18 protein-coding genes are annotated in these 13,947 nt (G+C 64.9%); 1 reads left to right on the top strand and 17 read right to left on the bottom strand.

Features of this window, described 5'->3' with window-relative positions; translation table 11 throughout:
• The 7 genes from KBA48_RS19145 to nifT all read right to left on the bottom strand — a co-directional run.
• Positions 1–601 (bottom strand): 4Fe4S-binding leucine-rich repeat protein (locus KBA48_RS19145; protein ID WP_292909298.1); only part of this gene is annotated, 601 nt, incomplete at its 3' end.
• Complete coding sequence (locus KBA48_RS19140) at positions 594–1,124, bottom strand: hypothetical protein (RefSeq protein ID WP_292909296.1); 531 nt, start codon at positions 1,122–1,124, stop codon at positions 594–596. The genes KBA48_RS19145 and KBA48_RS19140, both read right to left, overlap by 8 nt.
• Before the next feature lie 16 nt (positions 1,125–1,140).
• Positions 1,141–1,476, bottom strand: a complete 336-nt coding sequence (locus KBA48_RS19135; protein ID WP_292909294.1) for an iron-sulfur cluster biosynthesis family protein — start codon at positions 1,474–1,476, stop codon at positions 1,141–1,143.
• Positions 1,477–1,489: 13 nt separating this feature from the next.
• Positions 1,490–1,714 (bottom strand): 4Fe-4S binding protein, encoded by a 225-nt coding sequence (locus tag KBA48_RS19130; protein ID WP_292909293.1) that lies wholly within the window; start codon positions 1,712–1,714, stop codon positions 1,490–1,492.
• 48 nt (positions 1,715–1,762) lie between these two features.
• Positions 1,763–3,262, bottom strand: a complete 1,500-nt coding sequence (nifB, locus tag KBA48_RS19125; RefSeq protein ID WP_292909304.1) for a nitrogenase cofactor biosynthesis protein NifB — start codon at positions 3,260–3,262, stop codon at positions 1,763–1,765.
• A gap of 261 nt (positions 3,263–3,523) precedes the next feature.
• Positions 3,524–4,402 carry an SIR2 family protein gene (locus KBA48_RS19120; RefSeq protein ID WP_292909292.1) on the bottom strand — a complete coding sequence of 293 codons (879 nt, stop codon included), beginning with the start codon at positions 4,400–4,402 and terminating at the stop codon, positions 3,524–3,526.
• Position 4,403: 1 nt separating this feature from the next.
• Positions 4,404–4,619, bottom strand: coding sequence for a putative nitrogen fixation protein NifT (nifT, locus tag KBA48_RS19115; RefSeq protein WP_029011754.1), 216 nt, complete (start codon positions 4,617–4,619; stop codon positions 4,404–4,406).
• 273 nt (positions 4,620–4,892) lie between these two features.
• Between nifT and KBA48_RS19110 the strand changes: the two genes are divergently transcribed.
• Positions 4,893–5,456, top strand: coding sequence for a DUF2478 domain-containing protein (locus tag KBA48_RS19110; RefSeq protein WP_292909284.1), 564 nt, complete (start codon positions 4,893–4,895; stop codon positions 5,454–5,456).
• Here the strand turns inward: KBA48_RS19110 and KBA48_RS19105 are convergent, their stop codons facing one another.
• The 10 genes from KBA48_RS19105 to nifV form a co-directional block, all read right to left on the bottom strand.
• The gene (locus KBA48_RS19105) at positions 5,457–5,666 is read right to left on the bottom strand and encodes a molybdopterin-binding protein (protein WP_292909282.1); all 210 of its coding nucleotides are present in this window, start codon (positions 5,664–5,666) and stop codon (positions 5,457–5,459) included.
• Between the two features lie 41 nt (positions 5,667–5,707).
• Entirely contained in the window at positions 5,708–7,477 is a 1,770-nt protein-coding gene (nifA, locus tag KBA48_RS19100; protein ID WP_292909280.1) for a nif-specific transcriptional activator NifA, read from the bottom strand.
• A 188-nt stretch (positions 7,478–7,665) separates the two neighbouring features.
• Positions 7,666–7,827 carry a hypothetical protein gene (locus KBA48_RS19095; RefSeq protein WP_292909278.1) on the bottom strand — a complete coding sequence of 54 codons (162 nt, stop codon included), beginning with the start codon at positions 7,825–7,827 and terminating at the stop codon, positions 7,666–7,668.
• A gap of 84 nt (positions 7,828–7,911) precedes the next feature.
• Positions 7,912–8,223: a ferredoxin family protein gene (locus KBA48_RS19090; protein ID WP_292909302.1), complete on the bottom strand. Its 312-nt coding sequence runs from the start codon at positions 8,221–8,223 to the stop codon at positions 7,912–7,914.
• Positions 8,223–9,527: an FAD-dependent oxidoreductase gene (locus KBA48_RS19085; protein WP_292909276.1), complete on the bottom strand. Its 1,305-nt coding sequence runs from the start codon at positions 9,525–9,527 to the stop codon at positions 8,223–8,225. The genes KBA48_RS19090 and KBA48_RS19085 overlap by 1 nt, the downstream gene beginning before the upstream one ends.
• A gap of 12 nt (positions 9,528–9,539) precedes the next feature.
• Complete coding sequence (locus tag KBA48_RS19080; protein WP_292909274.1) at positions 9,540–10,643, bottom strand: electron transfer flavoprotein subunit alpha/FixB family protein; 1,104 nt, start codon at positions 10,641–10,643, stop codon at positions 9,540–9,542.
• 26 nt (positions 10,644–10,669) lie between these two features.
• Positions 10,670–11,524: an electron transfer flavoprotein subunit beta/FixA family protein gene (locus KBA48_RS19075; protein ID WP_292909300.1), complete on the bottom strand. Its 855-nt coding sequence runs from the start codon at positions 11,522–11,524 to the stop codon at positions 10,670–10,672.
• Positions 11,525–11,695: 171 nt separating this feature from the next.
• Positions 11,696–12,046 carry a nitrogenase stabilizing/protective protein NifW gene (nifW, locus tag KBA48_RS19070; protein ID WP_292909272.1) on the bottom strand — a complete coding sequence of 117 codons (351 nt, stop codon included), beginning with the start codon at positions 12,044–12,046 and terminating at the stop codon, positions 11,696–11,698.
• Positions 12,033–12,794: a serine O-acetyltransferase gene (gene cysE / locus KBA48_RS19065; RefSeq protein WP_292909270.1), complete on the bottom strand. Its 762-nt coding sequence runs from the start codon at positions 12,792–12,794 to the stop codon at positions 12,033–12,035. Before cysE ends, nifW begins: the two co-directional genes overlap by 14 nt.
• 16 nt (positions 12,795–12,810) lie before the next feature.
• The gene (nifV, locus tag KBA48_RS19060) at positions 12,811–13,935 is read right to left on the bottom strand and encodes a homocitrate synthase (RefSeq protein ID WP_292909268.1); all 1,125 of its coding nucleotides are present in this window, start codon (positions 13,933–13,935) and stop codon (positions 12,811–12,813) included.
• Positions 13,936–13,947 lie beyond the last annotated feature (12 nt).

The raw sequence follows: 13,947 nt of genomic DNA, 5'->3' as shown, positions 1-13,947 counted from the left end.
CTTCTTTGTCGTTGGCAGTCATCTGTGCGTTCTTGATCAAGTCTCCCATCGCAATCGGCCCCTGCGGCGTCCCGAACTGGGCATCCAATGGAACGTCGCATGTTGCCAGGATTGCCGCGAATTCATTGATGTGCCCTTGAAATGTATATGGCCTGTTATACGGATGAGCCTGACCGCCATGAGCTGTCTTCTGAAACCACGGTTCGGCCTGGAACGGCTGTTCGCAATGGGGCGGCACGAAGGGAAGGGCCACGCCGTGCTCCCCGGCCCAGTCCCGGAGGCGCAGGGCATAGCGTTTCGGCAGTCGCCGCACGGCGTTCCAGCGCACGGTCTCGTCCGGGTCATCCAGAAGCGGCGGCAGCAGGAAGATATCGGCGAATTTGGCGGCAATCGCCCGCACCTCGAAATGCGGATGGTTCAGATAGGTCGATGCCAGCCCCTGGTTCCAGGTGAAGAAGCGGTCGATGCGGCGGGCATAGCGGTCCCGCACACAGGCATGCAGCAGGCGGCATCTCCCCAGGGCCTGCAACGCCGCATGGTCGCAGCCGCCGCAGGAAACGGCACGCCCCTGCCAGTCGATGGCCTCGTCGATCTCAGTCATCGTCGGCCTCCCCCCGGCGCTGGATGACAGCCAGCAGGACCCTGGCCCCGATCTTGTCACCGGGGTCCAGTTCCAGCAGCTTGCGCACCGCCGCCTCCCCCTCCTCCAGATTGCCCAGCCGCATCTGGAGATAGGCGTAGCCCTTCAGCACAAAGAGGAAGAAGCGCGGCAGCAGCGCGTCATAATGGCCGAAGGCGGCGTCGCCCGCGGCGACCTGCCGCCAGTCCGGCGGCAGACCGTTATCCGCGGCGGCCTTGGCCAGGCAGAGCCGGGCGATGTGCAGCGCCTCTGCCAGACGCCCCTTGTAGAAATAATACCGGTAATAGGCGATCAGCACGGCGGCGTGACCGGGAGCCGCCGCCTGCGCCAGGGAAAGATGTCGCTCCGCAACCGCATCCTGGTGATACGACGCGCCAGCCGCACAGAGATGGTGAAAGGCTGCCGATGGCAGACCCCCGCCCAGCAGGGCGTCGGCCAGTTGGGGCGCTTCGGCCATCACGGAGGCTGCCTGGCGGCTCGACATCGTCCCTTCCCCATCGCTATTGCAATTGAACCAGATCGACCGGGGCCACGGTGCCGCAGGAAACGGTGCGCGCTTCGCGGAAGACCAAACCGGTCTGGGCGGCATTGTCCGCGAAATCGATGGTGACACCGTCCAGCAGCAGCCGGCTCTGTGCCGGCAGGAACAGGCGGACACCGTCGCGTTCGACAATGGCGTCGCCCGGTTCCGGGTCGGCCTTGACGCTGATATCGGCCGACAGGCCGGAACAGCCGCCGGGGCTCAACAGCAGTCGGAAGCCACTGGTGGGCCCGCCATCGCTGCGCAGCATCAGGCGGATGAAGCGGCTGGCCGCGGGGGTCAGGGTAAAGTTCATCTCCGCGTCCCCCTCAGCGTGCGGCCTGATAGCGCGGATAGGCATTGTCGATGACACAGGTATTATCCACCGGACAGACGGCCACGCATTGCGGCACGTCGAAATAGCCGATGCATTCGGTGCATTTCTTCGGATTGATGACGAAGGTGCCCCCCTTTTCCGAAATCGCGACATTCGGGCATTCCGCCTCACACGCGGAGCAGCTCGTGCATTGCGAGGCGACGATCTTGAAGGCCATGGTCGATTACTCCCGTTGAAACCGGACAGCGCCCGGCAGCTGGAATGGTCAGGCGGCGACGATCAGGGCGCCCTGGCGGATGGCGGCATCGCCGCGCGGGGCATGGGTGACGGCACCCGATGCCACCTTGGCCAGGTAGTTCTTGAACCAGGCGATCGCCGATTTCTCGATGAACTCGTGGGCGTACTGTTCCACCGGCTCGATGCCGGCCGCCGTCAGGTCCGCCTTGGGGCAGCCGCCGATCTTGGCCACGAACACGGCGTGGCAGTCATTGATGGCGCGGATCACCGTGGCCAGACTGTCCTCGTCGCCATAGCCGCCCTGGCAATAGAGATCGACACGTCGGTGACCGACGAACTTGGCGCCCTTGGCCGACAGCTCGTAGACCTGGAATTCCTTGGCATGGCCGAAATGCTCGTTGATCAGGCCGGAACCCTTGGTCGCCACGGCCACCAGCAGGGAGATGTCGGCGTCGGCCCCGTCCAGTCCGGCCAGTTCCTCGACCTTGGCCGCCACCTTGGCCACCCGTTCCTCCTCAACCAGGGCCTGATAGGCCTTGCGGCCCTCCAGGTCATAGTTGACCTCCATCTCCATGATCTTCTCGGTGGTGAACTCGGCACTGCGATCCTCGCCCAGCAGGCCGACCGCGTCGGCGCGGCACTGCCGGCAATGGCGCATCATGTTCATCTCGCCCTCGCAGGCATCCTGCAGGGCCTTCAACTCCTGCGCCGTCGGCCCGCGCTGGCCGGTCAGGCCGAAGACGGTGCCATGTTCGGGCGCCGAGATCAGGGGCATGATGTTGTGCAGGAAGGCGCCGCGCGACTTCACGGCCCGGTTGACCTCCACCAGATGCTGGTCATTGACGCCGGGGATCATCACGGAGTTGACCTTGCACAGGATGCCCCGCTCGGTCAGCATCTCCAACCCGCGCAACTGACGTTCCGTCAGCAGCCGTGCCGCCTCCACGCCCGTGTAGCGCTTATGTTCCCAGAAGACCCAGGGATAGATCTTGGCCCCGATTTCCGGGTCCACCATGTTGATGGTGATGGTGACATGGTCGATATTGTAACGCGCGATCTCGTCGACATAATCCGGCAGGGCCAGCCCGTTGGTGGACAGACACAGCTTGATGTCGGGTGCTGTCTGCGCGATCAGTTCGAAGGTCTTGAAGGTCTTGGCCGGGTTGGCCAGCGGGTCGCCGGGGCCGGCGATGCCCAGCACCGTCATCTGCGGAATGGTGGAGGCAACGGCCAGCACCTTCCGGGCCGCCTGTTCCGGAGTCAGCCGTTCGCTGACCACGCCGGGGCGGGATTCATTGGCGCAATCATATTTGCGGTTGCAGTAATTGCACTGGATGTTGCAGGCGGGCGCCACGGCCACATGCATGCGGGCATAATGGTGATGCGCCTCCTCGCTGTAGCAGGGATGGTTCTTCACCTTCTCCCAGATCTCCGGCGGCAGGTCGTTCTGGCCGGCAGATGATCCGCAACTGGCCTTGCCGCTGCCGCCCGTGGTGCCGCAGCCCTTATGTTCGGCCACCTGCTGCATCACGGCGTCGATATTCACCAGATGGCCGGTACCGCCACCCTGCTGTGTCGATGCGTGCATGTCCGCTCCTTAGCATTAGGCCGCTGGCAGGGCCGGCAGGCCGATTGGGGGGTGAAGCGCTTTTGTCCATGGAAGGACGCCTGCTGACCCAAAAGCAAAGGGCGGGCCAAAGGCATAAGGAGAATTTATTATTTAATTACAGTATATTAGCTCTTGTCTTCATCGTCACATTGACGACAGGCCTGTGGTCTTTGCGACAGGTCATGTCGCAGCGCACAGGATTTCCACGGCGCGCGTCAGCGGCAGGGCGATGGGTGTGATCCCCTGCTCGGCCAGGAACCGCGTCTCGTTGCGGGTCAGCAGTGCCGGTTCCACCAGGGCGAAATGCTGTTCGCCCGACCGTTTGGAAATCTGGCGCGCATAGGTGCGCAGCAGCTGGTCGTGGAAACGACAACCGATATAGAGGAAGCCACGCGACCGCCGCCGCTGTCTGACCGTCTCGGGAATGGGGGTCTGGATGTCGATCTCTGTCAGGACTTCGACATAATCGGCGTCCGAGATCAGGAAATTACGGGCGGGCGACACCCCGCCATGGGGCTTATACAGCAAGGTCGTCCAGGCGTCGGCCTGGTCGCGCGCCCCTTCCGCGCCGGCAGCATCATAGAAACGGTACCAGCGGTCCTCGCCGATGCCGGCCCGGGTGATGCCCTGCACCTCCCCCCAGTCAGCGGCGGGGTGCCGTGCCGACAGTGCCGCGCGCATCGCGCCATCGTACCAGCTGTCGACGATCAGGGGCAGCGGCAGCCCGCCCAGATGAAGATGCAGGTCTGTCGGCGCCACCGGCGGGGCGAAGGCTTCCGCCATCAGGCTGGAAAGCGTCGAGCGGTGCCGCGTGCTCTCGATATGCTGGGCCGATGCCCAGGCATTGCCCTTGGCCCGGCGCGGCAGCGCCACCTTGGCCGCGAAGAACGCGGCCAGTTCTTCCGGCGTCGACGGCACGGCGGCCAGGTCCAGAAGGCCCGGCCCCAGATAGGGCACAAGGCCGCCTTCCGCCAATTGCCGGGCAAGGTCGGTCAGCAGCGCCTCCGCCTCGGCGGGCCGGCGCAGCATCTGCTCCGGGGATAGGTCCAGCAGGGCCATGTCAATCCTCCTCGCCGCGCTTGCGGGCATTGACCGTCACCGGCAGCCGCGTGTCGGCGGCCATCTCCGGCAGATCCAGTACCCAGCCATTGGCAATGCGGATCCAGCCTCCCCACAGGGTTTCGTGCTCCGTCTCCACCACCGGTTCCTCCAGGTCCTTCTTGGGGACATAGATGGACAGGCCGGTTTCAGGCGAACGGCGGATCATGACTTTCATAAGGGCGGTCCTTCCGCTGATGGTCCTGGCCAGCAGGGGAAAAGCAAAGGCCGTGCCAGGGTCGCACACCGCAAAAGCCGGCCGTTTCCCGCCGTGATGACGACGCGAAGCCACGCCTGAACGTCGGGAAGCCGACAAGCCTGTCGCATCCCCGACCCTGGATGAAGGGCCGTTACGGCCCGGGGGCTGGCAAAGCGGTCTGGCATGGAGACTGCAAGCTTCGGCTTGATCCGGCGGCCGTGCCGGTCGATCTTTCATCAACAGGAGGGCAGCATGCCGGACGGTTTCGTCTATACCGAGAACCTGATGAACCTGGCGGCCGTCATCTACCGACCGGAAGATGACGTCGACAGCCTGCTGGCGGGTTTCGCGACGGGGCTGCTGGAACAGGGCCGGCGCGTCGGCGGTGTCGTACAGCGCAACCGCAAGGGCACATGCGGGCCGGTGAAGCTGATGGAAGTCGTGGACCTGGGCACGGGTCAGGTCATTCCCATCTGCCAGAATCTGGGGCCGGGTGCCGTCTCCTGCCATCTGGACACGGGCGGCCTGGCCGATGCGGCCCTGGCTGTTCAGCACGCCATCGCGCAGAAGGTGGAACTGGTCGTCATCAATAAATTCGGCAAGACGGAAGCGGAGGGACGCGGCCTGCGCGGCGAACTGGCCATGGCGGTGGCGGCCGGGCTGCCGGTGCTGACCGGTGTGCCGTGGCGCTTCTACGACGCCTGGTGCGACTTTACCGGCGGGTACGGCACAACCCTGTTGTGCGAACAGCATGTGGTCGCGGACTGGTGGCAGGAAACCAGCCGTCGCGCGGACTGGAACAGGATGCGTTCGTGATCAATCCTTGCCGATGATCACGTCGGACGATTTGACGATCGCGGAAACGGCATCACCGACCTTGAGGTCTAGTTCCGCCACCGCTTCGTTGGTGATGGAAGAGGTGATCACGCAGCCATTGCCAATCTCGATCTTCACATTGGCCGTCGTCACGCCCTTGGTGACGGCGACGACCCTTCCGGCGATGACATTCCGTGCGCTCAGCTTCATCTGTCTCTCCATTTCCCCGGACCGGATGCGCGGGATCGCCCTCAGAACTTCTTGACCTGGATATTATGCTTGACCAGGGCATAGCCGACCTGACGCGGGGTCAGGTTCAGCAGCCGGGCGGCCTTGGCCTGGACCCAGCCGGCCATCTCCATGGCCTGCAGCAGGCGCTCCCGCTCCGACATCCGGTCACCCTGGGCCGCCGAACAGGTGGCGGCCTGCGGGCACGCCCCCGCCCCGCCGGAACTTCCTTCCGGAATCTCGTTCCCGTCGGCAACGGGCGGCAGCGGCGGCGGCGGCATGGGTGCCGCCGGGCGGGGAATGATCTTCATGGCGCTGCTGGCGCTGATCGCCCCCTGCCACAATGTCGCGGACAGGCATTCATCATGACGGCAGGCGAAATCATCGGCATTGATGCCGGCCGCCCGCGACAGGGTCGCGGTCCGCCGCACACAATTCTCCAGTTCGCGCACATTGCCGGGGAAGAAGCAGCTTTCCAGCACGGCGCGTGCCGATCCGCTGAGCGTCTTGGCTGTGCCATGCTCGTCGTTGAACCGGCGCAGGAACTCGCCTGCCAGGGGCATGATGTCCTGGCGCCGGTCACGCAGGGCCGGCAGAAAGATCGAAACGACATTGATCCGGTAATAGAGATCGGCCCGGAACTCGCCACGGGCAACCGCCTCTTCCAGGTTGCGGTTGGTGGCGCAGACCAGTCTCACATCGACCTTCAGGGTCCGCGTGCCGCCGACCCGCTCGAATTCACCTTCCTGCAGCACGCGCAGCAGCTTCGCCTGGAATGACGCGGAAATCTCCCCGATCTCATCCAGGAACAGGGTGCCGCCATGGGCCAGTTCGAACCGTCCCTTGCGCTGCGCCAGGGCACCGGTAAAGGCGCCCTTCTCATGCCCGAACAGCTCGGACTCCAGCATGCTTTCCGGCAGGGCGGCGCAGTTCAGCTTGATGAAGGGTTCGGAACGACGTGACGACAGGTCATGGGTCGCACGGGCGAACAGTTCCTTGCCCGTGCCGGACTCGCCGCGCAGCAGCACGGTTGAATTGCTGCGGGCCACGATCTTGATCTTGTCGATGACCGACCGGATCGCCTGACTGTCACCGACAATGCCCGCGGGGCCGGGATCGCGTTCGGGCCGCATGGTTTCCGACAGTTCCTTGGCCAGCAGCCGCTGCGCGCTCATCAACCGTTCGCGGTCGCGGGCGATCAGTTCATGCAGCCGAACCGTCTGCCCCACCAGATTGGCGATCATCACCAGGAACCGGACATCCTCGTCCAGCCGGAAGGTCGACTGCGCGTCCCAGGTACGGTCCAGGGTCAGGGTGCCGACAACGCGCTCCCGATCCTTGATGGGCACCCCGATGAAGGAAACGCGCGACGCTTCCCCCCATTCGGCCGCCGACCAATCGTCGAACAGTGGATTATCCGCGACATTGCCCACCACCACCGGCATCTTGGTGGTGACGATCTGACCGATCGCCCGTTCCGGCAGCCGGTCGAAATAGATCTTTGCGTTCTTTTCCGTCCAGCCCAGCCCCACCACCATCTGCGGCGACCCATCCTCGCTCAAAAGCGCGATGATGCCATGGTGCATCTCCAGGAAACTGGACAGCAGCGCCAGCACATTAGACAGCGTCGTTTCCAGACGGTTGGGAACCGCCAGGATCTTGGATATCTCATACACCCCGTGCAGCGCGATCTCCGCGCGGGACGAGAAGCCGGAACCCCGTTGCCGATCCGCGCCGACCGCGGCCGGCGAAGAAACGGAGGGGGTGTGCGAAGCAGAACTAACCATAGGCATCGCACGAATCCTTTCGTGTCTCGAGGCCTACCGATATGGATGCTTTGCGATGGCGACGACGCCCATCAAACCGAGCATCCGTCAAACAGTTTCGCAGGTGCAAAAGGAACTCGCAAGCGGATTCATAAAGGCCATCCAAAAGAGACTCAATATTCGCCGAGCGAATTATCTGGATATAAGCAGTTGATTCACAATACATCCAGGGCCACCTGAATATCCGTTGGCGCCGCATTGTACGGGGCCGAGGTCACGATGATGTCGGCCCCCGCCTTCGCATATGCACCCGCATTGCCGGCATTGATGCCACCGGCAGCGGCCAGCAGGGGGCGGCCATCACTGCGCCGCAGCAAGCGCCTGGCCAGATGGTCGACCCGCTCGGATCGCCGCGTCGGAAACCGCCCAGGGGTCGCCGCCGGAAGGACCCGCCATCGTCATCAGCCGAACTTGAACAGCACGCCGAAGCCGCCACGGGGATAGTTCCATTCCAGTTCCCCGGTCTGGGCCGTGACGACGCGGCAGGTGCCGCATTCGACGCAGCCATCCACCACGGCCTCCACCTGCCCCCGGTCATTCACGCTGTAGCAGCCGGCCGGGCACAGCCGCGTCATGGCCAGCAGCGCCTTGGACGGTGTTTCATGCGGCCGGATGCGGATATGGGGCCGGCCCGCATCCACCATGTAGCGGTTCTGGAACAGCCGTTCCTCGACTTTGACCGGGGCGGTGCCGCCCGCTTCTGAGATATTCATCATCGCCATGACCTCGCCAGTTTGAAGGCATCGCCGATCAGGCCGGAAAGCTTCCGGCCAGCGCGGAACGACTGGAAAATCTGTTTTTCCTTGGTGCGCTTGTCGACGCCATCGACCCGGAACCAGGTCTGGGCGGCACCGCTCAGCAGCTTGGGATACAGGTTGAAGAAATGCTTGTTGTGATGAAGAAAGTCCGGGATCTTCCGGTACTTTTTCATGTCCTTCATCACAAAGGTCTCTTCCAGGCGCCGCTGATATTCGGACAGGTTGGCCTTGCTCAGTGCCTCGCGCCGGCGCTTCAGCCAGACCACCGTCTCGGCGGCAATCCGCCCGGTGGTCATGGCCAGGTTGGAGCCTTCGCGATGCACGGCATTGACGAACTGGCCGGCATCGCCGACCACGATCCAGCCGTCACCATAGAGCTGCGGCATGGCGTTATAGCCGCCCTCCGGGATCAGGTGGGCGACATATTCCTTGCATTCCGATCCCTCCAGCAGCGGCTGCACCGACGGATGGCGCTTGAAGGCTTCCAGCAATCCATAGGGCGTGCGGTTGCTCTCGGTGAAGTCCGAGACGATGCAGCCGATGCCGATGGAGATGGATTCCTGGTTGGTATAGAGGAAGCCCGTTCCGGTCATCCCATCGGTGATGGTGCCCATGGCCTCGATCACCACGCCTTCATTGCCCTTCAGGTTGAAGCGCGCCTCGATGGTTTCGCGCGGCAGGAAATGCATTTCCTTCACGGCCAGCGCCACGGTGTCGGGCTTCAGTTCCGGGCGCAGGCCGGCGCGCTGCCCCACCAGTCCATTAACTCCCTCGCCCAGGATCACGATATCGGCGAAGGCCGTGCCGCCCCCGCGATCGGTGCGCACGCCGATGACGCGGCCGGCTGTGTCGCGCAGCAGCTCGGTCACCGTCGTCTCGCACAGCAGCACGGCCCCCGCCTCCCGCACCTTGCCGCTGAACCAGCGATCGAACTGGGCGCGGATGATGGTGTAGCGGTTGGGGCGTTCCTCGTTGAAATCGTCGGAACGGTAATGCATGCCGACATGGGAACCATTATCCATGGTCCACAGCCGCTGTTCGATGACATGGCGTTCCAGGGGCGCATCCTCCCGGAAGTCCGGAATGATCTTCTCCAGCGCGTCGGCATAGAGAATGGCGCCCTGCACATTCTTGGAGCCGGGATATTCCCCGCGCTCCAGTTGCAGGACCTTCAGCCCTTCCTTGGCCATCGTATAGGCGGCGGCATTGCCCGACGGGCCGGCGCCGACGACGATGGCATCAAACCGTTCCTCGATCATGGGAAGCCTCCTTCAGCCGGCAAGGCGGTTGACCGACAGATGCGCCCTGAAGGCCCGGGTCAGGGCCGGCAGCAGCTCGATGGCATCCGCCACCACGCCCAGATGGGCGAATTCGAAAATGGGGGCCTTGGGATCGGTATTGATGGCGACGATGGTGTCCGCCCCTTCCACCCCCACCCGGTGCTGGATGGCGCCGGAGATGCCGGCGGCGATATAGAGCTTGGGCCGGATGGTCTTGCCCGTCTGGCCGATCTGCCGGTCGGCACTGATCCAGCCCTTCTGCACCAGCGGCCGGGACCCGCCATATTCGGCCCCCAGCACTTCGGCCAGCGACCGCACCAGCTGGAAATTCTCCGCCGAGCGCAGGCCCAGCCCGCCGGCCACGACGATGTCGGCATAGGCCAGCTGTGCCTTGTCGCTCTCCCGGTCGGCCACGAAGCGCAGGACCTTGGTGATGATGTCGGCTTCGGTCAGGTTCAGGGGATGTTCGACAATGCGGCCCCAGCGACCGGGCGTGCGTTCCGGCAGCGACATCACGCGCGGCCGCACCGTCGCCATCTGCGGCCGGTAATTCAGCGTCATGATGGTGCAGAGCAGGGAGCCGCCGAAGGTCGGCCGCGTCGCCGCCAGCGATCCTTCATCATCGATGGCCAGCTCCGTACAATCCGCCGTCAATCCGGTCAGCAGCGTGGTGGCCACCGATCCCGCCAGGTCGCGGCCCAGATTGGTGGCCCCCAGCAGCAGGATTTCCGGCTTGTAGGTGTTGACCAGATCGGTCATGGCCCGCGTATAGGACTCGTTGCGGTAATGGGCCAGGATCGGGTCGGTGACGACATAGGCCAGGTCGGCACCATGTTCAAAGGCGGCGGCAGCCACCTGTGCCGCCGTCAGCGGGTCCCCCGCCAGCACCACGCCGGCCAGTTCCACCCCGCGCTTGTCGGCCAGCTTCCGGCCCTCGCCCAGCAGTTCCAGCGACACCGGGTGGACGATGCCATGCTCACATTCGATCACCACCCAGACATGGCGGTAGGCCTTGAAATGCTCGGGCAGTTCGCGCTTGGTGCCGGCCCGGCCGGCGGCGGGCTTGGGGGCATCGGCCTTCGGTACGTCACTCATGGTCTGGTTCCTCTCTGGCCGCCCGGTCACTGCCCGGCGGCGAAGCGCAGCAGATCGCCCTCAAGCGCCGGCTGCTTCTGGAAGATCGCGGCCATGACACTGGCCGCAAGCGCATCGGTGGACAGGTCGCTGGTGGGGATCTGCTGCACCTTCTCGGCACGGGCCTGGGGGGCGAACACCTTCTTCACGATGGTGGGCGACCCTTTCAGGCCGCATTTGGCCAGTTCGGTGATGCCGGCATCGGCGGCACTCCATTTCACGATCTGCGACCGCGCGGCCCGATAGGCATCGTCCAGCGTGCCGCGGCGCATCTCGTTCGTGCCCTCCAGCATGGTGATCAGCACCGGCATCCGGGTTTCCAGTACCTGGACCCCGCCTTCCGCCCGGCGTTCCACGCTGATGGTCCCCGCTTGCGCATCCAGGTCACAGATACGGGCGACATAGGTCAGCTGGTTCAGGCCCAGGCGCTTGGCGATGCCGGGGCCGACCTGGGCCGTATCGCCATCGATGGTCTGCTTGCCGGTGAAGATGATGGGCGTCGGCCCGAATACCTCACCGATCTTCGCCAGGGCCATGGACAGCGCATAGCTGGTGGCCAGCGTGTCCGACCCGGCAAAGGATCGGTCGGTCAGCAGCACGGCCCGGTCGGCACCGAAGGTCAGCGCCTTGCGCAGCGCGTCCTCCGCCATGGGCGGCCCCATGGTCAGCACCGTCACCTCCCCGCCCATCCGGTCGCGCAGGCGCAAGGCCTCTTCCAGCGCGAACAGGTCATAGGGATTGATGATGGTGGGCACGCCCTGGCGCATGATCGTGTTGGTCACGGGGTGAACCCGGATCTGGGCGCTGTCGGGAACCTGTTTGAGGCAGACCACGATATGCATCTTCAAGTCTCCCATCCCTTGCCGCTGATGTCCTTACATCCCAAAGGCAAGCGGCGTGCCAACCCTTGGTTTGGACCTAACCCCCTGATTTTCCATTCATCACCCGTCAAAGGGGCCAGACGGGCTTTGTCGCAGACCCGACAGGTCTGTCGGGTCTGTGTCGGCGATGCGTCAGGGCACCTTCACCTCGCCCAGTGCCGCCAGCGGGACAAAGGGCTTTGCCTCGGGCGCCTTGGGTGCCACGGCGTCGCGATGCACCTTGAACAGCCGTTCCGCGATGGGGCTGGAGGCGACGAAATCCTGGTAAGCCTGTTCCAGATGTGACCGGCACAGGGCCCGCAGGTCGGCCTCTTCCCCCGTCAGCAATTCGCCATCGACATCCGAACCGCGCAGATACTGGCCCATGCGCCGCATGATGTGCAGCCGGGCGACACGCACCACGGCGGGATCGTAAGGCACGTCAAGATGCACAAAGAAATCTTCCGCCGAGGAAAGGCGGGATAGTTCATCAAGGATGCCCATGGCCGGTCCCCTGCTTGTGTTTGGCACGAAAATCATTGCCGCCGGCCCCGACCGGGGACGGCGGCGACGGGGTCCGGCCCTGCATATGGGCCAGCCGCGTTTCCAGAAAGGTGATGCGGTCCAGCATCAGGGTCAGCGCCTCCCCGACCGGATCGGGGATCAGGTGATGTTCCAGGTCGATACGCCCCGCCACCGGCTTGCGGCAGCGCGGATCGCGCACGATGCGGCCGGGGATGCCCACCACGGTCATGTCGGGCGGCACATCCTCCACCACCACCGAATTGGCCCCGACGCGGGATGCCGCACCGACATGGATGGGCCCCAGGATCTTGGCGCCGGCACCGATCAGGACCCCGTCGCAGATGGTGGGATGGCGCTTGCCCGGCGACCAGCTGGTCCCGCCCAGCGTCACCCCGTGATACAGCGTGACATCGTCGCCGATCTCCGCCGTTTCCCCCACCACGACGCCGGCGCCATGGTCGATGAAGAAGCGCCGCCCGATACGCGCACCGGGATGGATGTCGACATTGGTCACCAGCCGCGCGAACCAGGACAGGAACCGCGCCGGAAAGCGCAGGCCCCGGCACCACAGCCGATGGGCCAGGCGATGATGGATGACGGCATGCAGGCCGGGATAGGTCAGGATGATCTCGGCCATATTGCGGGCGGCGGGGTCGCGCGCCTTCACACAGCCGATATCCTCCCGCACCATGGCCAGCAGGCCGGGTGGGCGATCCTTTCCCGCCATGGCGCCCTCCCTTGGCTCAATCGCCGACCGCCTGATAGAAATCCAGCAGTTGCCCGTTGCTGACGGGGCGTTTCCAGACGATGGCGCTGTTGCGCACCTGTTCCAGCACCAGCCGGGCCCGGCTCTCTTCCGGGGACACGCCCAGGGCGTTCAGCGCATTGATGATCGCGGCCATGCCGGAATGCTTGCCCAGCACGATGGACCGCACCCGCCCGAACCAGGCCGGATTCAGCGCCTCATAGGTTTCCGGGTCCCGCAGCAGGCCGGAAACATGGATGCCGGATTCATGGGCGAAGACAGAGGGGCCGACGATGGATTTGGCCGCCGGGATCGGCCGGCCGGCGGCCGCCGCCACCAGTTCGGCGAGATCAGTCAATTGCTTCAGATCCACGCCCGACCGCCGGCCGGCGATGGGACCCAGGGCGGCCACGATCTCTTCCAGTGCGGCATTGCCGGCCCGCTCGCCCAGGCCCAGCACGCAGACGCTGGCATGGCTGGCCCCGCCGCGCACGGCGGCCAGGGTATTGGCGGTGGCCAGGCCAAGATCGTCATGGCCATGGAATTCCAGCTCCAGATCGGTCTCCGCGCAAAGCTGGCGGAAAATCTCATGGGTACGGAACGGGTCCAGGATGCCCACCGTATCGGCGAAGCGGAACCGGTGGGCGCCCGCCTCCTCCGCCGCCGCGATGACGCGCAGCAGGAAATCCATGTCGGCGCGGCTGCTGTCCTCGCCGCCCACCGCAACCTCCAGCCCGCGATCACGGGCATAGGCGACGATACGACGGATGCGGGTGATGATGTCCTGCCGTGTGCCGTTGAACTTCACCCGGATCTGCAGGTCGGAAACGGGCACCGACAGGTTCACCCGCTTCAGGCCCGTGCGCAGGGCCGCGTCGACATCGGCCTCCGTCATCCGGCACCAGGCGATGGCCGCCGAACGGGTCAGGGTGGCGCCCACCGCCGCCATGGCCTCGATCTCCGCGTCGCCCATGGCGGGAATGCCGGCCTCGATCTCGTCCACGCCGGCGGCTTCCAGCTTCAGCGCGATGGCCAGCTTTTCCGCCGCCGTGAAGGCCACGCCGGGCGCCTGCTCGCCATCGCGCAGCGTGCTGTCATTGATGATGATGGGGGCGTTCAGCATTCCATGCCTCTT

Source organism: Niveispirillum sp. (assembly GCF_017996735.1).
Lineage (GTDB): Bacteria > Pseudomonadota > Alphaproteobacteria > Azospirillales > Azospirillaceae > Niveispirillum.
The sequence above is the reverse complement of the archived record's forward strand: the minus strand, read 5'-3'. Positions and strand labels throughout refer to the sequence as shown.

Excerpts from the sequence above, each read along its gene's own strand:
- KBA48_RS19140 (WP_292909296.1), bottom strand. The coding sequence starts at position 1,124 with ATGTCGAGCCGCCAGGCAGCCTCCGTGATGGCCGAAGCGCCCCAACTG.
- KBA48_RS19135 (WP_292909294.1), bottom strand. The coding sequence starts at position 1,476 with ATGAACTTTACCCTGACCCCCGCGGCCAGCCGCTTCATCCGCCTGATG.
- KBA48_RS19130 (WP_292909293.1), bottom strand. The coding sequence starts at position 1,714 with ATGGCCTTCAAGATCGTCGCCTCGCAATGCACGAGCTGCTCCGCGTGT.
- nifB (WP_292909304.1), bottom strand. The coding sequence starts at position 3,262 with ATGCAGCAGGTGGCCGAACATAAGGGCTGCGGCACCACGGGCGGCAGC.
- KBA48_RS19120 (WP_292909292.1), bottom strand. The coding sequence starts at position 4,402 with ATGGCCCTGCTGGACCTATCCCCGGAGCAGATGCTGCGCCGGCCCGCC.
- nifT (WP_029011754.1), bottom strand. The coding sequence starts at position 4,619 with ATGAAAGTCATGATCCGCCGTTCGCCTGAAACCGGCCTGTCCATCTAT.
- KBA48_RS19110 (WP_292909284.1), top strand. The coding sequence starts at position 4,893 with ATGCCGGACGGTTTCGTCTATACCGAGAACCTGATGAACCTGGCGGCC.
- KBA48_RS19105 (WP_292909282.1), bottom strand. The coding sequence starts at position 5,666 with ATGAAGCTGAGCGCACGGAATGTCATCGCCGGAAGGGTCGTCGCCGTC.
- nifA (WP_292909280.1), bottom strand. The coding sequence starts at position 7,477 with ATGCCTATGGTTAGTTCTGCTTCGCACACCCCCTCCGTTTCTTCGCCG.
- KBA48_RS19090 (WP_292909302.1), bottom strand. The coding sequence starts at position 8,223 with ATGAATATCTCAGAAGCGGGCGGCACCGCCCCGGTCAAAGTCGAGGAA.
- KBA48_RS19085 (WP_292909276.1), bottom strand. The coding sequence starts at position 9,527 with ATGATCGAGGAACGGTTTGATGCCATCGTCGTCGGCGCCGGCCCGTCG.
- KBA48_RS19080 (WP_292909274.1), bottom strand. The coding sequence starts at position 10,643 with ATGAGTGACGTACCGAAGGCCGATGCCCCCAAGCCCGCCGCCGGCCGG.
- KBA48_RS19075 (WP_292909300.1), bottom strand. The coding sequence starts at position 11,524 with ATGCATATCGTGGTCTGCCTCAAACAGGTTCCCGACAGCGCCCAGATC.
- nifW (WP_292909272.1), bottom strand. The coding sequence starts at position 12,046 with ATGGGCATCCTTGATGAACTATCCCGCCTTTCCTCGGCGGAAGATTTC.
- cysE (WP_292909270.1), bottom strand. The coding sequence starts at position 12,794 with ATGGCGGGAAAGGATCGCCCACCCGGCCTGCTGGCCATGGTGCGGGAG.
- nifV (WP_292909268.1), bottom strand. The coding sequence starts at position 13,935 with ATGCTGAACGCCCCCATCATCATCAATGACAGCACGCTGCGCGATGGC.